Source organism: Bradyrhizobium sp. HKCCYLS3013 (assembly GCF_051167615.1).
Taxonomy (GTDB): Bacteria; Pseudomonadota; Alphaproteobacteria; order Rhizobiales; family Xanthobacteraceae; genus Bradyrhizobium.
On sequence record NZ_JBNPTK010000023.1, the window covers coordinates 1 to 22,913 of the forward strand.

Genomic DNA, 22,913 nt, shown 5'->3' on the forward strand with positions numbered 1-22,913 from the left:
GAAGGCGGTGGCGCGCCTTCGCGCCAGCCTTGAGGCCGGCCGATCACCGGTCTACAAAAAAGACAGTTGCTCCCCGGTGTACGGCTCTTTAGCCACCGTCGCCCCCGGGATCATCGCCCGAAAGCTTGGCGCCAGCGTCGCGGCGCCAGGACCACACGACTTCACGTCCGCAAGCTGCCGTTCGTCCGCGTGCAAGCACGCTGCGGCAGGCAAGCGGCCATCGCCTCCCCGCCTCACGTGTCGTGACGATCGCGATACGCCCCTCGTGGCGAAGCAGGATGGACGCAGTAGAGCACATTTTCTGGTAAAGCGAAAGCCATTTCTTCTCGGCGGTCAGAGTTTGCTCCATACCGCCAGCTGCGAGCAACGCCATACAGCTGCCACATCCCATCCCGCGAAGGACATAGCCACTATCTGTAAAATCGGAAGCCTGCAGCGTTTCCTGAAGTCCACTTCCTGCCGTCACAGATCGTGGCCCGCCCCACCCCAATCGACAAAGTGAGCGGCATAGTTGCCCAGTCGGCAACTTCTACTTTTCCTGAATCCGATTAAGATAGTCTATTATGGCAAGAATTCGCGCTCTCGCAATACTGTCCGGATCAAATGACGATGCATCGGCTCCAGAGCTCAACTGCGTCGCTTGACTTGGCCGATACCGATACCCCCAAATGGGCATATCTCGCGTACCATGCGCCAGGATTGCCTGCCTGCCATCGATCACTTCGTAGGTACTACTAACCGGAAACACTCCATTATTCTTCTTGGCAATCGCCGTAAGATCGGACGGAACCGATTTCAGCTGCGTGCTCACCGGTCCGCCCCCCTTACCATCGGCTCCATGGCAAGGAGCACATGACATGGCAAAATCGGACTTGCCCGCATCTTGAGCCCAACAAGCGGCAACCATCGCAACCGTTGCAACTGCCACAGCGAAACACTGTCCTGTAGATCGCATGGTGCACCCCTATTTTTCCGAACCTGAAATATCCGTTCTACCTAAACAAAACACTTGAACGCTGATCTTCTGACCAATCTCTGCGACGTCTGCCGATGACAACTCCTGAGCACTTTTCGTCGCTGCCGAGATCTCCGGAGAGACTCCCCGACGACTGAGGAAATTGACGACAATCTGCGATACAATCGCGAAGTTTATTAGTTCTGGAATGTCCCTGCCAGCCTTCATCATGGCCAATGCATTCAATTTGCTATCCACGATTCCGACAACACGCCCCGACATGTCGAGCAACGGTCCACCGCTATTGCCACTTTGCACGGGAGCGGAGGTCTGCAAGAACCTCGTATCGTTCCCTAGGCCGGTCAACGCCGTAACGTCCCCAGTCGTGAAATTGCCAACGCTCGGGAGCAAGCCTGCAAGCGGAAATCCGAATGCAGCAACCCTGTCTCCAAGACGCGCCTGGAGGCTGAACGAAGCAACAGCGGCATTGCCCATATCGGTCCTCAGCAAAGCCAGATCATTCGCATCATCCTGACCATACACCGTAGCCGCATACTCTGCTCTGTCGGCATAGCGAACCTTGATCGGGCTCGTGCAGCCGCTCACAACGTGATTGGCCGTAACGATCACCCCGCGGGCGACAAAAAATCCCGTTCCCGTTATCACGGAAACTTCGCTTGGCTTGGCTCGCGACCGATGATCTTCTACGCACTGCTTGATCGACCTCACTATACTGATGGCGTCTTGCATGTTGAGCAGAGCAAGACTTTGCCCGGCATCAGTCCGAATCCCCAGAAAGCCCGCCGTAATCACACTTGCCATGAACTCGTCCTTGAGCGGACCGACGCTCAGGACACCATCTGAGACGTCAAAAGTCGCGTCGAACTCCCTCGTCGTGACAAGTTGAAGACGAATCTGGGTCTTGTTCGCGGTCAGATCCCTCCACTTTGGATTGATCACTAACAGCCCAAATCCTCTTTCATCCTCTCGAGCAGCTTGAACGAATCCCAGGCCAACGGCCGTTCCATCCGTGAACGTCGCCTTTGCAATACAGATACCTGCTTGTTGATCGTATCCTAGCGACCACCCACTGGTCGGGGCGCTCTTTCGTGGATGATCATGCACGCACCGCCGAATCGCATTGATCGCGTTGGCAGAGTCCTGCATACTTACGATTGCGATTGACTGCTTACTTTCGTTCTTTATTGAGATTGACCGCGCATCAGCAACACTCTGGACAAATTCCTCACTGAGTTGCTTAACCATTATGACTCTCTCGGAAACCTCGAAATTTCCCTCCCATTCACTCGTAGTCGTTATGAAAAGATGGATCTTGTTTCGCTTTCCCAGCGCCCCGTCCCATTTAGGATTCGCAAACGCCAGGGACCAAGCGGATTCTTTATCACTCACAGCCAACGTTACTAATAAGGTTGTACTGTCTGCAAAGGCGATTCTCGCGTAGCAGGCGTTTATCTCTTCGGTCTCGTCGTATCTGATTGACCACCCGCCAACGCGAGCATACTCGCCCGAATCTGCCCGAGCCGCAGGCTGCTGGAGGAACTGCAGCGCGACGAAGGCCGGGGTCGCTATTGCGAGCCGGCAGTGTTTGCTAAATGACTTGAGGGAAAAGTCCATGCAGGAGCCTCCCTGACAACTCAGGTCACTATTCAATTTTAGCGTGCACTAGTATTGCTACCCTATCTTTGATCCAGCTCAATGGTTAGAACGCAAAGGCGTTCCATATGATTGCGGGACTCCGCGGTCTCAGTTGTCATCCCAACACTCCATGCACGACGGTTTGGCGCTTGATCTCGTCATACTCCTCAGGCCAGGAGATTGCCGGCACCATCGCGCGCTACTGATCTTGCGAGCACAGTTCTCGTCTCGCCCCTCAATAGCCATGAGGGTTGCCGTCAGGAGAGCAACGAGCCGCCGTTCGCCGCCGCTCTCGGCGAAAACCTCGCTCTGGGCGAGCGTCAGCGTCCGGCCTGATTTGACAACCCTGCCCTCGGCGACGATGCGCTGGCCCACGGCTGGAGCCACCAGATCGATCTTGAACTCGGTGGTTGGAACTGCGCGGTCCGCGGGCATCATGCTGAGCGCCGCATAGCCTGCAGCCGTGTCCGCGATGGCGCTGACGGTTCCGGCGTGAACGAACCCGCGCTGCTGCGATATCTCCGGCCTGGGCGTGAGTAGGACCATCGCCTCCCCGCCTCACGTGTCGTGACGATCGCGATACGCCCTTGTGGCGAAGCAGGATGGACGCAGTAGAGTAAAATTTCTTATAAAGCGAACGAATTATTGGAGCGCCGCAGCGACCGAAGGTCGTGCATGACACGTCTTGCGTTCGTGATCGTCGAGGAGAACCGTTGAAGCGGGTCTCGCAACAAAGATCATTGCGGCCCTTTCCGCCTCGATATACCAACGTCGCATGTGTCCTCGCGAGAGACAATCAGCATGACGATCGAGACCTGGTTCGCATTTGCCGGAACGTCCATCATCCTCCTGGTGATCCCGGGGCCGACGGTTCTGCTGGTGGTCTCCTATGCGCTGGGCCAGGGATGGCGAACCGCGCTGCCGACGGCCGTCGGCGTCGCGCTGGGCGACTTCACCGCCATGACCTTGTCGATGCTGGGCGTCGGTGCGCTGCTGGCGACCTCGGCACTGCTGTTCACCGTGCTGAAATGGATCGGCGCGGCCTATCTCGTCTGGCTCGGGATCAAGCTGTGGCAGGCCGGCGGCGCGCTGAACGCCGTGCCGCGGACCGACAGGACCTCGGCGCTGAAGATGCTCGGTCACGCCTGGATCGTCACGGCGCTGAACCCGAAGAGCATCACCTTCTTCGTCGCGTTTCTGCCGCAGTTTCTCAGTCCGAACGGCAGCTTCCTCACGCAGATGGTCGTGTTCGAATCGACCTTCGTCGTGCTCGCCTTCGCCAACGCCGTCGGCTATGCGCTGATCGCCTCGCGCGCCCGCGCGCTCGTACGGAGCGAGAAGGTGATCAGCATCTTCAACAAGGCGGGCGGCACCCTTCTGATCGGTGCGGGCGTCGCCGCCGCGGCGGCGCGGACGGCGCAGAACTGAACGGGCCGCGAGCTTTCGGCGGAATGTCGCCGGCCACATCGGCTGACAACGCCCGCGAGGCATCGTCCAGGTTTCAGCAGCGCGCAGGTCAGGCTATATTGCCGCCGTCACCTGTCATCGAGCAGGCTCTGCCATGGCCGACACGCCCCCATCCAGTCCCGAGCTCTGGCCGTCGCTCCAGCACGAGGCCCGGCGCATCGCTGCGGCCGATCCCGTGTTCAGCCGCATCCTGTCGGCTGCAATCCTCGACCATTCTGATCTCGGCAGTGCCGTCGCGCAGCAGATTGGCGTCCGCATCGGCAGCGGCGATACCGCGCGCGCCCGGTTTGCCGCGGTCGCGCGCGAGGCGTATGCCGCCGCGCCTGAGCTCGTCGAGGCGGCGGGTCACGACCTCGGTGCGATCGCGACGCAGGATCCAGCGACGACGGCGCTGCTGCTGCCCCTGCTGAACTACAAAGGCTACGTCGCACTGCAGGCGCATCGCGTCGCGCACTGGCTCTGGAGCAACGGGCAGCCCGACCTGGCGCTACTGCTGCAGGCGGACACGTCAACGTCGCTGCAGGTGAGCATCCATCCCTCGGCGCGGCTCGGCACCGGGATGTTTCTCGATCATGCCACCGGCATCGTCATTGGCGCCCACAGCAGCATCGGCGACGACGTCACCATCCTGCAGAACGTCACGATCGGACGACACGACGCGCTGCCCGGCCGCGCCCCGCGGATCGGCCGCGGCGTGCTGCTCTCCTCGGGCGCGACCGTGCTGGGCGACGTCGCGATCGGTGATTTTGCCAAGATCGGCGCCGGCGCACTCGTTACGTCCGATGTGCCGGCTGGCTGCACGGCCGTGGGCACGCCGGCCCGGCTGACGAACTGCCCGGAGCAGCCGATGGCCGTCGGCGCGTGAGGGCGGACGCGACAACCGGCCCCCCCCTGCCACTTCGTCGGATGCCCCGCGCGGCGCGCCGGATTGCCACCTCGACGTGGGGACTAGGCAGCGGGCTGAACCGCTGCGACGACGCGCGCCGTCAACTCCGGCACGGGACGCGCGCCATCGAGGCGCAGCACCGGACAGGGCAGCGTCGCCAGCCAGGCCTCGTGTTTCTCGCGTGTGCGGCTGACCCCGCCCACGTCATAGCCGGCTGCCCAGGCGATGAACGCCTCGGCGTCCTGGTGGCGCGGGCCGCCCGGAGCCACCGCCTCGGCACCATAGCGCAGCGCCTCGCGCGCGCGCAGCCGCTGCAGCCGGAGATCCTGCGCGGTGGAGACGAACACCACGAGGTCGAAATGCGCGATCAGCGGATCGCCCCAGCCCTGCAGCGATCCGCTCAGGACCCACCGCGCGAGCGGCACGAACATCTCGTCCATCAGGCGCAACCGCTCCGCCGCCGCACGCATCTCGACGTAAGGCGGCTCGGTCGGTTGCCAGAAGTAGTCGTCCGTATCGTGATGCGGGATGGCGAGCGCAGAGGCCACGGCGCGGCCGAGCGTCGTGGTGCCGGAGGCGGAAGCGCCGGTGATGTGAATGCGGCGGGAATTCATGGCGAGCGACGTAGCGACAGGAGCGCGAGACTTGAGAGCGTAGCACGACGGGATGACGGCTGCATGCCGGCCTGCGCGGTACCGGATGCGCGAAAGCCGCCCGCAGGCGGCTTCCGTTCAGCAATCGGATGTGTCTGTCGCGAGTCCGGAGGTCAGGCCGCAGCGCTCGCCGGCAGGGCCCGGGCGCTCGGCTTCGCCTGCGCGAGATGCGTCTTCCACGCCTCGATGGCGACGACGAGCGAGGTGATCGCCCAGAACACGGGATACTCATAGCCGCCGGTGTTCCAAGTCCAGCCGAAGCCCTTCACGACCTGCAGCGCGTAGACCGCAAACAGCAGCAGCGCGGTGGCGCCGAGCGCGGCAAAGCGCGTGCAGATGCCGAGGACCAGGGCAATGCCGGCGGCCGACTCGGAGGCGGCCGCGATCACGACCCACACCTCGGGGGGATGAAAGCCGGCCTTGGCGAAGAAGCCGGCGGTCGCCGCCGACACCGCGCCGCCTGCGAATTTTCCGGCAACGTGAGGAAACAGAAACAAGCCGCAGATGATGCGAAGAATGTTCAGGCCGTTCGAGAGATCAAAATTTTCCGCCTTGATACGAAAATCGTCCTTGGTGAGCCACATGGCGTCAACTCCTTTCCGCTTGCCGTCATAGTCCGGGAAAGACGGGCTGCCGCCGTTGCGGCAAATCAAAAACGCGCCTGGAAAAACGCAGAACAGCGTTGCGTCCAACGTGTTCGCTCGGGGATCGGCGGCCCACGCGCGACGATGGCGCGCGGCTGGACTCACGACTCCTGGGGCGGCCGGTTCTACAGCAGTGTATCAAGCTTGCCGGCCGTGACGGAGATCAGTTCGCGGATTTTGTCGCACTCGGGAGCGAGCGATGCGAGGGCCGGATCCGACCTGATGCACCGCTCCAGATTGTCGACCGCGCTTCGCCAGGCCTCCAATTCGCGCCACAGCCGTCCGATCTCGCGGGTGACCACCGCGTCGCGCAGCCGTTCTGCTTTCGCGCCGATCACAGGCAACGGGGCCCGGGCGGGAAATGCGAGGATATCAGCCACGGATCGCCCCGTTGAGAGAGTGGAATTCGGCGAAGACGACAGGCGCACGACGCGCGGGGCGGCGGCATTGCCTGCAACCGCGCGGCGGCCTGGATCGACAAGCCACCGCGCGCTCGACGCTTTCCGATCCGGCCTCAAGCCGCCGCGCGCTCAGACAGGGCCTGAGCCTCGGCGGCGGCACGCGCCATGCTCGACGACATCTCGCTCGTCACCGTGCTCTGCTCCTCGACGGCTGCGGCCGTCGACGTCACATACTCGCTGACGTTCTGGATCGCCTGCTTGATCGAACTCAGGGACGTGACGACGCCTCCGGAAATATTGTTGAGGCTGTCGATCTCGGTCGCGATCTTGTCGGTGGCGGTCTTCGCCTGGGTGGCCAGGTTCTTGACCTCGGATGCAACGACGGCAAAGCCCCTGCCCGCTTCGCCGGCCCTGGCGGACTCGATGGTGGCGTTCAGCGCCAGCAGATTGATCTGGCCGGTGATGTTGTGGATCATCTCGACGATGCCGCTCATCGACTGGGCGGCATCGGACAGCCGCTGCGCCTGCGCGTCGGCTGAGGTGACACGGTCCACCGCGCCCATGGCGGTCTCGCGCGATTTTGCCATGGCTTCGGAAATCTCGCGCACGGACGCGTTGAGCTCCTCCGCGCCCGCCGCCACCGATTCCATCATGGCGCGCACGCGCTCGTTGCCCATGCGAACGAAGACCTGCCGGGTGACGTCGGTGGCGTATTTGACCACCTTGAACGGCTTGCCGTTGAGGTCGAGGATCGGATTGTAGGAGGCCTGGATATAGACCTCCCGGCCGCCCTTGCCGATGCGCTTGTACTCGGCCGACTGATACTGGCCGCGGTTCAGGCTCGCCCAGAAATCGCGGTAGGCGCCGCTCTCCCGCTCGGACGGTTCGACGAACATGCTGTGATGCTTGCCCTGGATCTCGGCCAGGGTGTAGCCGAGCGCGCGCAGGAAGTTGTCGTTCGCGGTGATGACCGTGCCGTCCATGTTGAACTCGATCACCGCCTGGGACTTGCCGATGGCCTCGATCTGCCCGGCGAGGTCGGCGTTCTTCAGCTTCTGCGCGGTGACGTCGGTCGCGAACTTCACCACCCCGATCGGCCTGCCCGCCGCGTCGAGCACCGGATTGTAGGTGGCGAGGATCCACACCTCCTTGCCGCCCTTGCCGATGCGCTTGTACTCGCCGGCCTGGTATTCGCCGCGATTGAGCGCAGCCCAGAACTCGCGATAGGCTGGGCTGTCGCGCAGCGCGGGTTCAACGAACATGCTGTGATGCTTGCCCTGGATCTCGTCGAGCCGATAGCCCAGCGCGTCCAGGAAATTCTTGTTGGCACTGACGATGGTGCCGTCGAGCTTGAATTCGATCATGGCCTGCGCGCGGTCGATGGCCGCAAGCTTGGAGCCATCGGCCATGCTGCGCAGCTTCTTCTCGGTGATGTCGGTCGCGAACTTGACGACCTTCACCGGCTTGCCGGCGCGGTCGAGGACGGGATTATAGGACGCCTCGATCCAGATTTCGCGACCGCCTTTGCCGATGCGTTTGAACTCGGCGGCCTTGAGCTCGCCGCGGCCCAGCGCCGCCCAGAACTCGCGGTAGGCGGCGCTGTCGCGTTCGGACGGCTCCACGAACATGCTGTGATGCCTGCCCTGGATTTCGTCGAGCTGATAGCCGAGTGCGTTCAGGAAATTCTTGTTCGCGGTGATGATGGTGCCATCGAGCTGGAATTCGATCACGGCCATCGCGCGACTGATTGCTGCAAGCTGTGCTTCCGCGTCCGAGCGGCTGTTCGATCGAAACAACAAGGTAACCTCCAGGTGAATAGTTCGTTTGCAGATAGCCGGCGGCGATGACGATCGTCCCGCGCACCCGGCGACATGTCTGCGCAAAATTGATGCAACTTGTTCCAGTCTCGTTAAAGCGCGTTGAGAAACTCCGGCTTTTCCGTATTTCTACCGCTGTGACATGACGCCCGACATACAATTACGGCGCACGGAAGCTGCGCTGCGGCCCCGAAGCGTCGGCAATCGGCCGCGCGGCGCGAAGATCGCGCGGCGTCAAGGCGGTCGATCGCATGTCTGCCGCAGCCCTGCTGCGTCAGACAGCGGTTGGGGGACCAGGCGGCCGAGCGTCGCCTGGTTGGCGCGCAGCGCCTCTCCGAGCAGCCGCACCAGTTCGCAGCACTTCGGCACCGGGGCAACCGCCAGTGCAAGAACGCCCGATGCGCGCGGGCGATCACCGCGCTCCATCCGCGCTGGTGTCGTCATGCACCTGGGCTGGCGGGCCTCGATCAGCGGCGGTCCCGTTGGACAGCGGAGCTAGACCGCCTCGACCACCGCCTTCAAGGCGTCAGAGACCTTTGTGGCGAGCGTCGCAAGCGCCGCGTTCTCGATTGCCTGCATCGAGGCGACGGGATTCACGGCAGCGACCTCGACCTTCCCGCCGATCTCCTGGACGATGACGTTGCAGGGAAGCATGGTGCCGATCCGGCTCTCCGCCTGCAATGCCTCATGCGCCAGCTTCGGATTGCAGGCGCCCAGAATGGTGTAGGGCCGAAAGTCGGCGCCGATCTTCTCGTGCAGCGTCGCCTGCACATCGATGCGGGTCAGAACGCCAAAGCCGCGCGCCTTCAGCTCCGCGGTCACCCGCTCGATCGCTGCGTCGAACGATAGATTCACCGCTTTGGCAAAATAGTAGCTCATGCTCGCCTCTTTCCGGCTGGTCTGCCGCCGCGTCAACACGGTTCGTCGCGCGCGGCCATGGGATCTTGCGGCGGCACTGTTGCGCGTCCGTGCGGCGTGCACTTGATCGAGATCAGTGAAATGGCCGCACGTGCCGGACTCGCGGCGGCGCAGGCCAGGCCATCACGCTGTTTTGACGCCGGTCATTGCGGCCCGTGCATGAACGCCTGCATCTCTTCCGGGGTCAACTTGCCGTCCTTGTTGCTGTCCATGGCCTTGAAGATGCGCTCATGCGTCGCCTGGAATTCCTGCAGCGAGATCGTGCCGTCGCCGTCGGTGTGACGGCGCGGCGGATCACGCTGCGCCGATCCGCCCCGCCCGTTTCGATCTACCGGCCGCAATGACAGTCTCGCGCGCCGGTTTCCTCATATTCATCGTGCAGGCGCACCCAATCGGAGAGATTGCCGCGGCCGGTCTCGTTGCGACCCTTGGGCGTGAGATCGAGATAGTGATAGGCGCCGATCAGCGGATCGCCACCGCGGGAGCGGACCTGGAAGGTGCAGAAGATGTTGCCGGCATCGTCCTTGGTGAACACGGTCAGCCCCGGGAGCTCGGGCGACCTGCGCGTCAAGGGGGCGAAATTGTAGACGGCCTTGCCCGTCACGATCTGCTCGTCCGAGAACGAGACCTGAAAGTCGAAGTTGAAATCACCGCCCTCGGATGACACCCAGTCGAACGTCCAGCCCATGCGCGCCTTGAACGGCGCGATCTCGGCGAGCGGCGCACGCGAGACGACGACCAGGCTGACGTCGTGATGGCGAAGGTGCTGGTTGGCGCCGTCGATGTGGTCGCACAGAAACGAGCAGCCGGGACAGCGGTGCGGATCGCCCGGCGCCATCATGAAATGATAGACGATCAGCTGGCTCCGTCCCTGAAACAGGTCAGCCAGGCTCACGGGTCCATCCGCCGCCTGGAAGACATAGTCCTTCTCGACCCGGACCCACGGCAGCGCCCGGCGGGCGGCAGCCAGCGCATCGCGCTGCCTGATGAAGGCCTTCTCCTGGGTGAGGTGGGCGCGATGAGCTTCGGTCCATTCGTCCGCGGTGACTATTCTGGGGTCATGTCTGGAGTCCTCCGTATCCTTCGCAGAGGACGATGCAAGGCTCGGCGGCCCGACACCGACGCCATCTATTTTGTCGGCAGGTCATCGCAGCGCGGCCGGGTGCAGCGAACCGCGGATCGACTGGACAAGGCCAGCTTCGGGCGCCCCCGCTCCCGTCTCAGACCGGCGTGCGCGCTCGACCTGATCCACCGTCTGCTCCCGTCCGTTTCGGGGCGGCCATGACAGACGTGTCGGATCAGAGCAGTGACTCCCGCAGCGGCCGGACCGAGCCGGCGCGCTGCCGCAGCTGCGGCCAACCGGCGCGCGCGGTTCAGAGCATCCTGAACCCGCGAACCGGCGAAGCGGCGCGTCTGTTCAACTGTACCGCCTGCGGATCTGTCAATTGGATGGACGACCGGCGGTGAGCAACCGGTTCGGTCGCGACTGGCTGCCGGCAAAAAAAATCTGATCCGCGAGGAACAAACCCGCATTCAGCCGTTTTCGATGATCGCGGGCTTCCCCGCTTCGAGCCGGCGGCAGAGGGATGATCGTGCTCCCACTGTGCAATCGCGCGCGAGCGACTCCATCCCTCCTCGACGAACGTCTGCCTCGAGGTCAGCTCCGATGACGGCCAGATCGGGCATGTCACAGTTTCGGTGCTGATCGAGCGCGGTTGACGGCTGTGAAAGGTCCAAGGCCGCAGCTCGCTATCAGCAGCTCCCTATGAGGAAATGCGGGCCTGCGTCCAAACGTGGCCCATCTTTACCGCGTCGAGCGCGGCGGCCAGCTCATCGATGCGATACGGTTTCGACAGGATGCGGACGCCGGCCTCCTTGGCGGCGTGAACGGCAGCGCCCGAATAGCCGCTGGTCAGCAGGATCGGCATGTCGCCGCGCCGCTTCTGAATCTCGCGTGCCAGCTCGACACCATTCATGCCCCCCGGCATCATGACGTCGGAGAACACGAGGTCGACCGTGCGTCCGTCGGCGAGCGCGCCGAGCGCGGCCGCGGCGCTGGAGGCGCGGGTCACCTCATAGCCGAGCTGGCGCAACATCTCCCCGACCAGGGCCGCGACCTCGTCGTCGTCCTCGACCAGGAGAACGCGGCCCTCATCATGCCGGCGCGCCCGCGGCCGCTGCAGATCGAGGAGATGGTGCTGCTGCCTGGACGCCGCCTGCGCAGATCGCGGAAGGTACAGCGCAATCGTCGTGCCCTTGCCCACCTCCGAGTCGATGCGGACGGTACCGCGCGACTGGGTGACGAAGCCGTAGACCTGGGCGAGGCCGAGGCCCGAGCCCTTGCCGACATCCTTGGTGGTGAAGAACGGCTCGAACACCCGCATCCGAACGTCGTCCGTCATGCCGGTGCCGGTGTCGATCACCGAGAGGCGGACATAGTCGCCGGCCAATTCGTCGTCCTGCAGATTTCGCAGGTTCTCGGCCCGGACCAGGATCGTGCCGCCGGCCGGCATCGCATCGCGGGCGTTGACGGCGAGGTTGAGCACCACGAGCTCGAGCTCGCCCGGATCGACCTCGACGGGCCAGAGCGCGTCGGGAAAATCGAACTCGACGTGCACGTCGCCACGCAGGCTGCGGTCGAGCAGCTCGCGCATGCCGCCGATCTGGCGGGCGATGTCGACCGGCTCGGGCCGCAGCTCCTGCCGGCGCGAGAACGCCAGCAACTGCCGGGTCAGGCTGGCGCCGCGCTGCGCCGCCTGGATCATGCCGTCCATCAGGCGGCGGCGCCGCGCCGGATCGCCCTGGCGGTCGAGCATGTCGAGGCCGCCGGAGATCACCATCAGCAGATTGTTGAAGTCGTGCGCCACGCCGCCGGTCAGGCGGCCGATGGCCTCGATCTTCTGCGCCTGGCGCAGCGTCTCCTCGACCCGTGCGCGCTCGGCCATCTCGATGCGAAGATGCTCGTTCGATTCCGCGAGCGCCCGGGTCCGCTCGACGACGAGCTGCTCGAGCTGCTGCGCCGCCTGCTCGCGCGCCTGGATCAGTGCGCGGATCTGGTATTGGCGGCGCCGCGCCCGCAGCGCCGATTGAACAGCGCTTGTGAGCGTGATCGGCTGAATCGGCCGTTCGAGCAGCGAGACATTGCGCAGCGCGCCGACCAGATGGCGCCGCCAGGTCACGACTGCACGCTGTTCGCGGTGACTGGTGAGCACGATGAAGGGCAGGTCGGACCAGGCCGGCTGGCGTTCGACCCATTGCGTGAGGGGAGCGGTGTCCTGGGCAAACAGCCCTTCCTCGGCGACGAAGACCGCGCCGACGCCTGCGCTCATCTCATGGAGCAGATGCGCCAGGTCCGAGCAGACCGTCGTCTCGATCCTTGCGCTGCGGAGCAGCTCCGCCGATGCCGGCCCGTCCCGCCCGATCGGCGCGAAGACGAGGACACGGTGATCTTGCTCAATGCTCATCCCGCAGTTCCATGTCGGGGAAATCCGTCCCGGTGAAGCGCGGATTGCCGGAGAAGATGCCGCTGAAACCCATGAGCGGCGGGCCGAGGCTGATGCCGGAGCCGCTCAGGCGAAACTCGCGGATGCTGTGCTCGTGGAAACCGCTGCGCTTCTTGACCACCGACAGAGCGCGCCGAACCGTGCCGCCGACCTCGAAATAGCGCAGCATCAGCACGGCATCGCTGAGATAGCTGATGTCCAGCGGCGTATCCATCGGCCCGACCAGCCCATGCTGGGCCAGCACCAGGATCGTCAGCACGCCCTGCTGGGCCAGATAGGTCAAGAGCTCGTGCATCTGCAGGATCAGAAACCGCTCGTCCGGCATCGCGTTGAGATAGCCGTTGAGGCTGTCGATGATGATGACGCGGGCATTGTCCTGCTCGACGCTCTGCCGGACGATGGCGCCGAACTCGCCCGGCGACAACTCGGCCGGGTCGACCTGCTGAAAGCGGATGCGCCCGGAGTCGATGTGTTCATCGAGCGGCAGGCCGAGCATCCGCGCGCGGGCCTCGACGGTGCCGCGGCCCTCGTCAAAGGCAAAGAATACCGCATGCTCGCCGCGCTGGGCCGCCGCGATCGCATAGATCAGCGCAACCGACGATTTGCCGACGCCGGCGGCACCGATGAGGAGCGCGTTGGTGCCGCGCTCCAGGCCGCCGCCGAGGAGCTGGTCGAGTTCGGCATTGCCGCTCGGCGTGACATCGCCCGCAAACGTCCGGTGATGCTCCGCGGCGACGAGGCGCGGAAAGATCTTGAGCCCGCCGGACGCAATGGTGAAGTCATGGTAGCCGCCGCGGAATGCGATGCCGCGCATCTTGATCACGCGCAGCCGGCGGCGCTCCGCGCCGTAGTCGATCGCAAGCTGCTCCAGCATCACCACGCCATGTGCGACCGAGTGCAGCTGCAGGTCGTCCTGGGCCGACGACAGATCGTCGAGCAGGACGACGGTACAGTTGCGCTTGGCGAAGAAGTGCTTCAGCGCCAGCACCTGGCGGCGGTAGCGCAGCGGGCTCTGGGCCAGCAGGCGAAGCTCCGACAGGCTGTCGATCACGACGCGGCTCGGATCAATCCGCTCGACCTCGTTGAACATCAGGCCGGTGGTCTCGCTCAGCTCGACCTCGGCCGGATGAAACACGGTGAGCTCACGCTCGGGGTCGAGCGTGGTTTCCGGCGGCACCAGCTCGAAGATATCGACGCCGGCCAGCGACCAGCCGTGCCGCCGCGCCACCAGCTCGAGCTCGCGCCGGGTCTCCGACAGGGTGATGTAGAGCACGCGCTCGCCGCAGCTCACGCCCTTGAGCAGGAACTGCAGCGCGATGGTGGTTTTCCCGGTGCCCGGCCGGCCTTCATACAGATACAGGCGATTGGGATCGAAGCCGCCGCCGAGAATGTCGTCGAGGCCTTCGCTTCCGGTCGAAATACGCGGCAGATCCGTGGGCCCGCCCTCGTCGCTTCCGCGAACAGGCTGCTCCGTCATGCAAAAGCTCCATACCAATCAAGACGACGCGGCAGCGAAACCGATCACGCGGGGCTTCGCGACGACCGGATAGGAACACAGTCGATCCGCCTCGGGTTCCCCAGTTCCATAGTTCCATCCCAGGCAGCGGGCGGTTCTACGGGATTGTGGCGCGGGCGCCATGCACGGCTGACGCCGATCGCACCCGTCTTCTCAGCCGACGGCCGATCAGCTCGCCCGGCCCACCGTGTCAGCCATAGTGGCGCCGCGTGTCGCGCAGGGTCTGATGCTCCAATTCGGCATCGAGCTCGGCACCGATCAGGATCACGATGGCGGAGATCCAGATCCAGGTCATGAAGCCGATGGCGGCGCCGAGCGAGCCGTAGGTCGCGTTGAAGCTGCCGAAATTGGCCGCATACCAGGAAAACAGCGCCGAGCCCGCGAGCCACAGCGCCGCCGCCAGCGCGCTGCCCCAACTGATCCAGCGCCATTTGGGCTCCTCGCGGTCCGGCCCGTAGCGGTAGATCAGGGCCAGTCCGAGCGCGACGCAGATGAAGATCGCGGGCCAGCGGCCGATCCGCAGCACCAGATCGCCGGCCCCGGACATGCCGAGATAGTTCAGCAGCACCGGGAGCACGACGACGGCACCGATGGCGAGCAGCGCGAACAGGATCGCGCCGCCGGTGAACAGCAGCGAAATCGCGTTCAGCTTGATGAAGCCACGCCTCTCGGGTTCGCGATAAACGATGTTGAGCGTGTCGAAGAGCGACTTCATCGCCGCATTGGCGCTCCACAGCGAGATCGCGAGGCTGACGAGGAAGGTGATGCCGAGCGCCTGACGGCCGTTGGCGGAAACACGCGTCAACTGGTCGCGCGCAATGTCGATGGCGCCGCCGGGCATCACGCCCTGCAACTGTTCCAGATGTCCGGTGATTTTGGCCGGATCGGAGAACAGGCCGTAGATTGCCACCAGCGCGGCCAGCGCCGGAAAGATCGCCAGCAGCGTGTAGAAGGTCATGCCTGCGGCGAGCGCAATGATCCTGTGCTCGGTGACATTCTCATAGACCCGGAGCAGGACGTCCTTCCAGCCGCGCGCGGGAATCTCCGCGGGCGAACGCGCCAGCCGGCCGTGTCCAGCGCCGGCCCGGCTCGCGCCTCGCGAGCGCTCCGCCTGTTCGGGCCGCTGATCGAAATAGTGGATCAGGAACGCGAACCCGAGCAGAGCCAGCATCCCGCCGGTGCCAGGTGTGCGCGGGCGGCCCGCGAAAACGCTCGAAGAGTCGCGATGGGCGGCGTCTGACGTCTTGGATCGGCGAAACATGGGATCGGTCCATCACCAGCGGCCAAAAAGCAACCGGTGCGGTGGACGAATGTTCCGGCATCACGTCATGACGCGCGTTGCCAGGCTCCGCAACGGTGGGGCTGCCTCAGACCTTCAAGAGGCCAACTCGGGCGCCAACATCCAGACAATTTCGCCGGCCTGTGAACGCGCCGCTGCGGCGCCGACACAAAACAGTTATGTTGCGCGCGAGGAACGGGCCTGCGCACCCTCGCGTTGCAACGGTACTTTTCAACTCAAGGATAAACGCATGCGCCGCCTGTTATTTGCCTCGCTGTCCGCCACCGCCGTCCTCGCGAGCTTTGCCGCGATCTCGCCCGCATCCGCCGCCCAGGACCGCTACTGCCTGCAAGGCAGGATCTGGGGCTATCCGGGCAACTGCCAATTCTCCACCTATCGCCAGTGCCTGGCTTCCGCCTCCGGCACCGATGCCGGCTGCGGCATCAACCCCGCCTACGCCTATGCCCGGCAGCGCGGCTACGACCGACGCTATTGAGCGTGGACCGTTGCGTCAGCCTCTTGCGCGGTGCACGATCAGCGCCATCGATTGAGAGATGGCTAGCGGCGGGATGTCAGGCCCCCGTGCTCCCCGGCCCTGCTCTATTGCGTCGCGCAACGGCACGATGATCCGTTAGCTGTTGCGGCAAGCCTTACTCCGACGCCGGCAGTCGCGCGTGCTCTCCTCCTCCGCCGCTCGGCGCACGGAACATTGAGGCTCGCCGTCGCTTATACGGCGACCAATGTCCAATCGGAGGAGGATCATCATGGACGGACTGATTTATCTCGTGGGCTTGATCGTGGTCATCATGGCCGTTTTGTCGTTCTTCGGCCTCCGCTGAGACGACGTCATGACCATGGAAACTACGCCGGTCGTCACATCACCCCTTTCAAGCGCGACGGCCGATAGCTGGACCCTGCAATGGACGCCGGTCGTTGCGGGAGCTTTGACCGCGGCGGCGGTCTCTTCGATCCTGATCAGCTTTGCCATGTCGGTCGGTCTCGGTGTCAGCTCCACCGCGCCGACATGGCGCGACGCCTCGGTGGCGCTCTGGCTCCTGTCCGGACTCTATCTGGTGCTGCAGGCGCTGATCAGCTTCGGCTGCGGCGGCTACATGGCGGGCCGCTTGCGCGCACCGCACGGGCTCGCCGAAAGCGAGGAGACCGAGAAGCGGGACGGCCTGCACGGCGTCACAGCCTGGGCGCTGGCGGTCGTGCTCGGCGCCACCCTGGCCGTACTCGGCGCGTCCGCGGCGACACGGACCCATCCGCTGACTACGCCGGCGACGGCCAATGAACCGTCGATCCTGAGCTATGAGCTCGACCATCTGTTCCGCGCGCCCCGGCGGGTACCCAGCCCGGATCTCGCCCCCGCGCGCAGCGAGGCCGGCCGCATCCTGCTCACGGCGTCGAGCCACAATGGCGTCAGCCCGGACGATCGCAGCTATCTCGTGCAGCTCGTCACCGGCACGACGGGTCTTGCTGCGCCCGATGCGGAGCGGCGGGTGGACAGCGTGATCGCAGAAGCCAAGAGCGCGATCTCGCATACCCGCGCCGGCACTGTCATCCTGGCGTTCTCGGTTGCCACCGCGCTGCTGCTCGGCGCCGTCGCCGCCTGGGCGGCTGCGGAGAGCGGTGGCCGTCACCGCGACGGCAAGCCTGTCACCGGATGGATGCTGCACGCCAACCGCTTCAGCCGGCGGCGCGACATGTGGCGGCGGCCGATGTCGATGCCGGAATAGAACACATCAAGACCAGCGAGCGGCCCGGCCCATCGCCGGGCCGCTTCGCGTTGGACCGCCGCCGCGAACGAAGCGCGTGCAATTCAGGCGAGCCGCAGGATCATCAGGTTCGCGTCGCTGCCATAGCTGCCGGTCGGATCGGCAGCGGCTGTCTTGTCGACCGCAAATCCTTGCCTCTCCCAGAATGGAGTCGAGCCGTTGACGGCGATCAAGGACAGCGACGTCAGGCCGAGCGCACGCGCGTGTCGGATCAGCTCCTCGACGATCACGGTCGCCGAGCCGCTGCCGCGGGCCTCGGGCAGCAAGGCGAGATCGTGGATGTAGTAGGTCGACGCAGCCGGCGGAATGCTGCCGATCAGCAGGTTCAAGGCCGGGGGCCGGCCGAGATGCCAGGGATGGCTGAGCACATAGCCGGCGATGCCCGTCCCACGCAGCACGCGGCAGCCATCAGGATGGAGACGCAGGCGCTCCGCGAAAACACTCTTGTCCTCGGGATAGTTCGGGTGCACGCGGGCCGCGATCTCATCGACATCAGCAAGATCGCCCGGCGCCATTGCGCGCCACCTCATGGTCTGGTTCTTTCTCACTCGCCCTTTCTCACTTGGCGAGGGCCAGCCAGCGCTCGCTGGCCGACAGCGCCGTCGGCCACAGCGCCTCCGTCGGCTGCCCCCGATGCAGTGCCTTGCCGACCTCGCAGATCGACATGAAGGCCGCCGAGCGCGCCTCCTCCACCTCGAGCGGCTGCTCCGCGCTCGGGCTGCGGACGAGGCCCATCAGGCCGTTCAACGTCTGCAGTGCCGCTTCCGGCGGGCTCGCCTTCGCCGCCCTCAGCGCAGCCACGATCTGCTGCGCCTTTTCCGATTCGGTCATCACGTCGGTCATCGTCTTTTCGTTTGCCCGTGCCCCACGGGAGAACGCTAGCAGCCGGACGAAGGTCGGGCAATGCTCGGGCGGACGGCACTCCAATGCCGAACGCGCGGTGCCGACGTGCGATTTTCCGCCGGTCCTGGCTCGGCCCTCTTGCGATGCTGCTTCGCCAGCGTCTCGGCCGGCGTGCATTGGCGTCGTGATCTGCAACGCGTTCTTCAGATAGCGCGTTCTTTGGCAATCACGACGCCTCGACAAGGCGGAGGCATCGTGATCGCTCTGGCGCATGTCATTTCGCCAAGGATTTCGCCATGTCGAGGTGTTTCTGCAGCACCGGCACGGTCTGCTGGGCGAAGTCCGACAGCGGTGAGTTTGCCGCCGCCTGCTTCTGATACTTCTTGATATCCTCCTGGTGATCGCGAACCATCGCCTGCGCAAACGCCTGGTCGAACCGACCGCCGGACATGCCTTCCAACCGGTTGTAGATGGCCTTCTGCTTCCTGCTCGGCTCGGACGGCACCTTCATCCCGTTCTGGCTCGCAAGCTGCTGCGCCTTCTGCAGATGCTCGCTATGGTCCTGCTGCAAGGCCTGCCCGAACTGCTTGACCTGATCGCTCTGCCCCTTCTGCTGCGCCAGCTTGCCCATGTTCACCTCGGACATGTCGCCCTCGATCGCCTCGGTCATGAAATGCTGATCCTTGGCGGGCGACCGGCCCTTCGGAGCGGCGACCGCGCCGCCGGCCACCAACACGGTCACGGCAGAGGCGGCCAGGGCAATTCGGATTGCTCTCGTCTGATGGTTGTGGATCATCCTGCTCATCGTTGATCTCCGAGGGGTTCGACTCCTGATCGTCGCGACGGCAAGAGCCTTACCCGACGATCGTTCCTAAGCCCCGCGCGGCAACCCTGCAGAATGCTTCCGCGCGCAACGACGCGGCGGGTTCCAAATGCTGCGGCACAACCGTCCCTGCAGCACAACGTCCGCGACTTCTCGGTTTCGGACCCGCGCCATGCAGCGCTCAGTGAGTGCGTGCATCCCCGCCGAGCGCCCGAGCCAGCACGCCTCGAAGCAGGCCGGCCTGCGCCGCGCTCCCGCGCCAGGCCACGATCTGATCGGGACGGATCAAAGCGAGGTCGGCCTCGTAGAGATCGCGCAGGGCCCGCGGCAAGGTGACGATCTCGACGTCGACACGCAGCCGCCCCATGGCCTCACGTAGGTGATCCTCATCGAGGTCGCTGCCCTCACACCGCAACAGCGTCCATTCGAAGCCGAAGCGGTCGTACAGCGAGATACCTTGCTCCAGCCAGGCGTGCGGCGCGCGGCCGCCGGGACAGGCGCTCGGCACGTAGGCGTTGGCCGCATCCGGCGGCGGCCGGGTGCCATCGGGGATGATGATCGGTGAGCCATCATAGCGGCCGCCGAAGGTGACGCCGGGGATGTTGAACTCGGCGCGCGCATGCTGATCGAGATAGGCGCTGGCGATGCGCCGTGCCTCGTCGCCGGCCGCGGTCGCGTCCTCGATCTCGGGCACCGCGGCAAACAGGCCGAGCGAATCCGCAAAGCCGCGCGCGTAGTCGGTGTTGCGCAGCGCCACCGGACGGCGCTCGGCCTCGTAGCTGTCGAGCAGCGAGACGGGGCTCGCTCCCTTGACGACGCTCGCGATCTTCCAGCCGAGATTGACCGCGTCCTCGATCGCGGTGTTGTAGCCGAGCCCGCCGGTCGGAGTGAACAGATGCGCCGCATCGCCGCCAAGGAAGACCCGGCCGCGCTGCATGCTCTCGGCGACCAGCGCATGCCCCGCGGTCCAGGTGAGATGCGAAAGCACCTCGCAGGGAATGGGCGCACCGCAGGCGCGCTGGAACGCTGCCCGCGCATCGTCGGCGGTGACAGCGCTTTCGTTCTCGCCGGGCCGAAGCTGGGTGTGGAAAGCGAACTCGTCGCGTCCGTTCACCGCGGCCATGAAGGCGCGGCGGTCGCGGTTGAAGCAGACATACATCCAGGCCCGCGCATGCGGGACGCTGGCGTAGAACTCCGGCGAGCGCAGATAGACCGCGAGCATGCGGCCGCCCATGAAATCGCGCTGCACGCCCGTCGTTCCGCCATAGGTGATCCCGAGCGACTGTCGCACTTGGGAGCGCGGACCGTCGGCCCCGATCAGGAAATCAGCCTCGATCTCGAGGCGCGCGCCGTCGCTGACACGCTCGACCTCGGCGGCAATGCCGCCGTCGGTAACGGCATGGCCGATCAACCGGTGCCCGTAGTGCAACTGAATGCCCGCAAGGCGCGCGGCATGCCGGCGCAGGATTTCTTCGACGAATTTCTGCGACACCCGGTGCGGCAGCTCGGCCGCGCTCCATGAGCCGGACAGGCCCTTCACCAGTTCCGTCGCGCGCGCCGCGGACGGCAATTGAAAACGTGCCAGCTCATGCGCCGTGTAGCGCGTGAAATAAGCGACGTCGGTCGGGTAGTCCGCGGGCAGGCCGGCGCGCCGGACCTCGTCGGCGAATCCGAGCCGGCGGAAATGCTCCATCGTCCGCGCCTGCGTCGCGTTGGCCTGCGGGTTGAACGCCGTTCCCGGCTTCTCGTCGACCAGGATTGCGGACACGCCGCGGCGGCCAAGCTCGTTGGCCAGCATCAGCCCGCACGGACCGCCGCCCACGATCAGCACCGAGGCGCTCAGACGTTCGATCACGGCGCTCCTCCTCGCAATGGAGGAATGCTAGCGCGCCCCGCGAATTAGTCAAGCAGCCTGACTATCTGGTGTCGTCGAGCGTGTCGAAGCGGGCGCCATAGGCCGACAATCCCTGCAGAATCGCGTCCATCGCGGCCTTGCCGAGCTCCTTGCGCATCTCGGCTTCCGCCACATCCACGGCATCGCCAAACGCCTCCAGCCATGTCAGTCCGGCCGGCGTGAAGCGGACGAGGCGCGCGCGCCGGTCGCTCGGATCGGCCTCGCGCGACACCAGCCCCAGCTCGGCGCATTGATCGACCAGTTCGCCCATCGCCTGCTTGCTCATCGAGGCCCGCCGCGCGAGCTCGGTCAGCCGGGTGCCCTCGACGTCGAGGTTGCGGGTGAGGCTGACATGGGCAATCCGCGTCTCGCCGTGACCGCTCTCCGCCATCAATTGGAGAACCCGGGATTCGAACCGGCGCACCGCATTGTTGAGCAGCCGGCCGACATTGGCGTGACGCCATGCCGTCTGCCCGGTGGGCCGCGCCTTGCGTTGATCTCGCGCTGTCATATCGGGACTACCTCGCCATATCGAACCACGCCGGGTCAACGTCGCAGACGCAAGGTGAAATCGGGAAACGCGTGAGATGTCACGCGAAGAATGGTCGGAACGGCGGGATTCGAGCCTGCGCCCCCAGCGTCCCGAACGCAAATAGCGAACGAAAAGGCCAATAGGGAAAATGAAGTTTGCTCGTGATTGACGACCATTTTCGCCGTCTGTTCACAGGGGTTCGGTGGTCAACCGGTGGCCGGCCTGCTCACGCGCCAGGCGAGCCCGCTCTACCGTCGCCGATGCAAATCGCTTGACCGCCGCCGCGTCCCGTCGCCAGCTTCAGCAAAATGTTCGCAATAGCCGCGAAGCTGGCCGTCAGCTCGTAGCAGCGCACGGCGCACGCAGTGATGCCACGCTTCGCCAGATCGGCAATCGTGCGGACGGTGACGCCGAACAGGTCCCAAGCGCGGCGCCGCCGATGGTCTCAGCCATGATCCAAATTGCATTAGGCCGAAACGAGATCGCTAATGAAATGGTGAGGCCACCAACTAAAACGGTTGCCCTATAGCATGACATGGCTCGACGCTCACCAAGCAATCCGCAAAATTGATTATTAGATCTACTATCTATTATGTCTTGATTTCGCGAGGCAACAATTGCTGCAACGGCAAGCGCCATGTGTGGGGCAAAATCTGCAACCCGTGCCACAAACCGAAGTATACTCGCATCTACCAATAGGCTCCGCCTTTATCGGCTTATGTGGAGCCCCTTTGGCATGTGCCACAGATAGGCCCAGTGGTATCAACACCGCGAGGAAGACAACCAATCGCATTGACCCTCCTTCTTGCTTGTCTTGCATCACATTCAAGAATTGAACTATAACGCAAACGCAACCCATAGAAACGGCATTTATCAGCCGCCGGTCAAATCAGGCCTCCGTTAGGGAACATCGGGTGTGCGGGTCAGATCGATCTCGGGACGTCGAAAATTTTCTTTTTTTGGTAAGCGATATGCCGGAAGGTGGCATCCCCAGCCCGAAGCGGATGCGCTGAACCGCGCCACCAGCGCCGTGGAGATATTCCACAGCCGGCGAGCTCATGTATTGCCGTGCATTGCGTCTTCCGCCGCAAGCATTTCGTCGAGGAGATCCCATGCACCCGACGCTTCGGCTTCCGACATCTTCCGGATGGCGTAACCGACATGAACCACGACGTGATCGCCGGGCTCGATAGCTTCATGCTGTAGCAAAAACAGACTCACCGTGCGCTCGATGCCTTTGGCCTCGCATCGCGCCATGACTTCGTCACACTCCACGACCCGCATCGGGATGCCAAGGCACATCTCGGTTCCACCCGCAAATACTTGAGTCCGAAATCATAGCCCGATC

At 64.5% G+C, this 22,913-nt stretch carries 21 protein-coding genes and 2 pseudogenes; 4 read left to right on the plus strand and 19 right to left on the minus strand.

The features are described 5' to 3' along the window. Positions 1-529: 529 nt before the first annotated feature. The 3 genes from ACQR1F_RS29135 to ACQR1F_RS29145 all read right to left on the minus strand — a co-directional run bounded on the left by ACQR1F_RS29135 (position 530) and on the right by ACQR1F_RS29145 (position 3,157). Positions 530-955 carry a c-type cytochrome gene (locus ACQR1F_RS29135; protein ID WP_434873953.1) on the minus strand — a complete coding sequence of 142 codons (426 nt, stop codon included), beginning with the start codon at positions 953-955 and terminating at the stop codon, positions 530-532. Between the two features lie 9 nt (positions 956-964). Further along, a complete protein-coding gene (locus ACQR1F_RS29140; RefSeq protein ID WP_434914329.1) occupies positions 965-2,590 on the minus strand; it encodes a S1C family serine protease in 1,626 nt (541 codons plus the stop codon). Positions 2,591-2,719: 129 nt separating this feature from the next. Continuing rightward, positions 2,720-3,157: a PaaI family thioesterase gene (locus tag ACQR1F_RS29145; RefSeq protein ID WP_315802264.1), complete on the minus strand. Its 438-nt coding sequence runs from the start codon at positions 3,155-3,157 to the stop codon at positions 2,720-2,722. Positions 3,158-3,412: 255 nt separating this feature from the next. Here ACQR1F_RS29145 and ACQR1F_RS29150 point away from each other — a divergent pair, with 255 nt between their 5' ends. Continuing rightward, entirely contained in the window at positions 3,413-4,039 is a 627-nt protein-coding gene (locus tag ACQR1F_RS29150) for a LysE family translocator (protein WP_316217246.1), read from the plus strand. 133 nt (positions 4,040-4,172) lie between these two features. Further along, positions 4,173-4,943, plus strand: a complete 771-nt coding sequence (locus tag ACQR1F_RS29155) for a serine O-acetyltransferase (protein WP_434914330.1) — start codon at positions 4,173-4,175, stop codon at positions 4,941-4,943. 83 nt (positions 4,944-5,026) lie between these two features. On the opposite strand, the gene ACQR1F_RS29160 is transcribed toward ACQR1F_RS29155, so the two are convergent. From ACQR1F_RS29160 to ACQR1F_RS29205, 10 genes and pseudogenes are all read right to left on the minus strand, one after another. Beyond that, entirely contained in the window at positions 5,027-5,578 is a 552-nt protein-coding gene (locus ACQR1F_RS29160) for an ATP-binding protein (RefSeq protein ID WP_316178296.1), read from the minus strand. A 152-nt stretch (positions 5,579-5,730) separates the two neighbouring features. Beyond that, positions 5,731-6,201, minus strand: a complete 471-nt coding sequence (locus ACQR1F_RS29165) for a DoxX family protein (RefSeq protein ID WP_315802261.1) — start codon at positions 6,199-6,201, stop codon at positions 5,731-5,733. Between the two features lie 185 nt (positions 6,202-6,386). Further along, on the minus strand, positions 6,387-6,641 hold the full coding sequence (locus ACQR1F_RS29170; protein WP_434914331.1) for a hypothetical protein: 255 nt from the start codon (positions 6,639-6,641) through the stop codon (positions 6,387-6,389). Positions 6,642-6,775: 134 nt separating this feature from the next. Beyond that, positions 6,776-8,398, minus strand: a complete 1,623-nt coding sequence (locus ACQR1F_RS29175) for a methyl-accepting chemotaxis protein (protein ID WP_434914332.1) — start codon at positions 8,396-8,398, stop codon at positions 6,776-6,778. A gap of 576 nt (positions 8,399-8,974) precedes the next feature. Continuing rightward, positions 8,975-9,358 carry a DUF302 domain-containing protein gene (locus ACQR1F_RS29180; protein ID WP_434914333.1) on the minus strand — a complete coding sequence of 128 codons (384 nt, stop codon included), beginning with the start codon at positions 9,356-9,358 and terminating at the stop codon, positions 8,975-8,977. Positions 9,359-9,540: 182 nt separating this feature from the next. Next, positions 9,541-9,675: pseudogene (locus tag ACQR1F_RS29185) on the minus strand (EF-hand domain-containing protein); the annotation flags it as partial. A 50-nt stretch (positions 9,676-9,725) separates the two neighbouring features. Continuing rightward, positions 9,726-10,448 carry a DUF899 domain-containing protein gene (locus ACQR1F_RS29190; protein WP_434914367.1) on the minus strand — a complete coding sequence of 241 codons (723 nt, stop codon included), beginning with the start codon at positions 10,446-10,448 and terminating at the stop codon, positions 9,726-9,728. A gap of 712 nt (positions 10,449-11,160) precedes the next feature. Continuing rightward, positions 11,161-12,861: a response regulator gene (locus ACQR1F_RS29195; protein WP_434914335.1), complete on the minus strand. Its 1,701-nt coding sequence runs from the start codon at positions 12,859-12,861 to the stop codon at positions 11,161-11,163. Then, on the minus strand, positions 12,851-14,377 hold the full coding sequence (locus ACQR1F_RS29200; RefSeq protein ID WP_434914336.1) for an ATPase domain-containing protein: 1,527 nt from the start codon (positions 14,375-14,377) through the stop codon (positions 12,851-12,853). Before ACQR1F_RS29200 ends, ACQR1F_RS29195 begins: the two co-directional genes overlap by 11 nt. 207 nt (positions 14,378-14,584) lie before the next feature. Continuing rightward, a pseudogene (locus tag ACQR1F_RS29205) lies at positions 14,585-15,587 on the minus strand (YihY/virulence factor BrkB family protein). A 358-nt stretch (positions 15,588-15,945) separates the two neighbouring features. On the opposite strand from ACQR1F_RS29205, the gene ACQR1F_RS29210 reads away from it, so the two are divergent. Together ACQR1F_RS29210 and ACQR1F_RS29215 are read left to right on the plus strand one after the other, a co-directional pair. Next, positions 15,946-16,191, plus strand: a complete 246-nt coding sequence (locus ACQR1F_RS29210) for a DUF3551 domain-containing protein (protein WP_315802253.1) — start codon at positions 15,946-15,948, stop codon at positions 16,189-16,191. Between the two features lie 352 nt (positions 16,192-16,543). Next, positions 16,544-17,434: a hypothetical protein gene (locus ACQR1F_RS29215; protein WP_434886912.1), complete on the plus strand. Its 891-nt coding sequence runs from the start codon at positions 16,544-16,546 to the stop codon at positions 17,432-17,434. An 83-nt stretch (positions 17,435-17,517) separates the two neighbouring features. On the opposite strand, the gene ACQR1F_RS29220 is transcribed toward ACQR1F_RS29215, so the two are convergent. From ACQR1F_RS29220 to ACQR1F_RS29245, 6 genes are all read right to left on the minus strand, one after another. Beyond that, on the minus strand, positions 17,518-18,003 hold the full coding sequence (locus tag ACQR1F_RS29220) for a GNAT family N-acetyltransferase (RefSeq protein WP_434840377.1): 486 nt from the start codon (positions 18,001-18,003) through the stop codon (positions 17,518-17,520). 28 nt (positions 18,004-18,031) lie between these two features. Next, positions 18,032-18,304: a hypothetical protein gene (locus tag ACQR1F_RS29225; RefSeq protein ID WP_434882175.1), complete on the minus strand. Its 273-nt coding sequence runs from the start codon at positions 18,302-18,304 to the stop codon at positions 18,032-18,034. Between the two features lie 286 nt (positions 18,305-18,590). Beyond that, a complete protein-coding gene (locus ACQR1F_RS29230; protein ID WP_409997912.1) occupies positions 18,591-19,121 on the minus strand; it encodes a DUF4142 domain-containing protein in 531 nt (176 codons plus the stop codon). 199 nt (positions 19,122-19,320) lie between these two features. Then, positions 19,321-20,937 carry an FAD-dependent oxidoreductase gene (locus tag ACQR1F_RS29235; protein WP_434914369.1) on the minus strand — a complete coding sequence of 539 codons (1,617 nt, stop codon included), beginning with the start codon at positions 20,935-20,937 and terminating at the stop codon, positions 19,321-19,323. Between the two features lie 118 nt (positions 20,938-21,055). Beyond that, positions 21,056-21,544, minus strand: a complete 489-nt coding sequence (locus tag ACQR1F_RS29240; RefSeq protein WP_315802249.1) for a MarR family winged helix-turn-helix transcriptional regulator — start codon at positions 21,542-21,544, stop codon at positions 21,056-21,058. A 1,077-nt stretch (positions 21,545-22,621) separates the two neighbouring features. Continuing rightward, positions 22,622-22,867, minus strand: coding sequence for a HypC/HybG/HupF family hydrogenase formation chaperone (locus ACQR1F_RS29245; protein ID WP_434914337.1), 246 nt, complete (start codon positions 22,865-22,867; stop codon positions 22,622-22,624). Positions 22,868-22,913 lie beyond the last annotated feature (46 nt).

Bases quoted from the DNA above. Each gene is read 5' to 3' on its own strand.
- ACQR1F_RS29135 (WP_434873953.1), bottom strand. From the start codon at position 955: ATGCGATCTACAGGACAGTGTTTCGCTGTGGCAGTTGCAACGGTTGCG.
- ACQR1F_RS29140 (WP_434914329.1), bottom strand. From the start codon at position 2,590: ATGGACTTTTCCCTCAAGTCATTTAGCAAACACTGCCGGCTCGCAATA.
- ACQR1F_RS29145 (WP_315802264.1), bottom strand. From the start codon at position 3,157: ATGGTCCTACTCACGCCCAGGCCGGAGATATCGCAGCAGCGCGGGTTC.
- ACQR1F_RS29150 (WP_316217246.1), top strand. From the start codon at position 3,413: ATGACGATCGAGACCTGGTTCGCATTTGCCGGAACGTCCATCATCCTC.
- ACQR1F_RS29155 (WP_434914330.1), top strand. From the start codon at position 4,173: ATGGCCGACACGCCCCCATCCAGTCCCGAGCTCTGGCCGTCGCTCCAG.
- ACQR1F_RS29160 (WP_316178296.1), bottom strand. From the start codon at position 5,578: ATGAATTCCCGCCGCATTCACATCACCGGCGCTTCCGCCTCCGGCACC.
- ACQR1F_RS29165 (WP_315802261.1), bottom strand. From the start codon at position 6,201: ATGTGGCTCACCAAGGACGATTTTCGTATCAAGGCGGAAAATTTTGAT.
- ACQR1F_RS29175 (WP_434914332.1), bottom strand. From the start codon at position 8,398: ATGGCCGTGATCGAATTCCAGCTCGATGGCACCATCATCACCGCGAAC.
- ACQR1F_RS29180 (WP_434914333.1), bottom strand. From the start codon at position 9,358: ATGAGCTACTATTTTGCCAAAGCGGTGAATCTATCGTTCGACGCAGCG.
- ACQR1F_RS29195 (WP_434914335.1), bottom strand. From the start codon at position 12,861: ATGAGCATTGAGCAAGATCACCGTGTCCTCGTCTTCGCGCCGATCGGG.
- ACQR1F_RS29200 (WP_434914336.1), bottom strand. From the start codon at position 14,377: ATGACGGAGCAGCCTGTTCGCGGAAGCGACGAGGGCGGGCCCACGGAT.
- ACQR1F_RS29210 (WP_315802253.1), top strand. From the start codon at position 15,946: ATGCGCCGCCTGTTATTTGCCTCGCTGTCCGCCACCGCCGTCCTCGCG.
- ACQR1F_RS29215 (WP_434886912.1), top strand. From the start codon at position 16,544: ATGACCATGGAAACTACGCCGGTCGTCACATCACCCCTTTCAAGCGCG.
- ACQR1F_RS29220 (WP_434840377.1), bottom strand. From the start codon at position 18,003: ATGAGGTGGCGCGCAATGGCGCCGGGCGATCTTGCTGATGTCGATGAG.
- ACQR1F_RS29225 (WP_434882175.1), bottom strand. From the start codon at position 18,304: ATGACCGAATCGGAAAAGGCGCAGCAGATCGTGGCTGCGCTGAGGGCG.
- ACQR1F_RS29230 (WP_409997912.1), bottom strand. From the start codon at position 19,121: ATGAGCAGGATGATCCACAACCATCAGACGAGAGCAATCCGAATTGCC.
- ACQR1F_RS29235 (WP_434914369.1), bottom strand. From the start codon at position 20,937: ATGCTGGCCAACGAGCTTGGCCGCCGCGGCGTGTCCGCAATCCTGGTC.
- ACQR1F_RS29240 (WP_315802249.1), bottom strand. From the start codon at position 21,544: ATGACAGCGCGAGATCAACGCAAGGCGCGGCCCACCGGGCAGACGGCA.
- ACQR1F_RS29245 (WP_434914337.1), bottom strand. From the start codon at position 22,867: ATGTGCCTTGGCATCCCGATGCGGGTCGTGGAGTGTGACGAAGTCATG.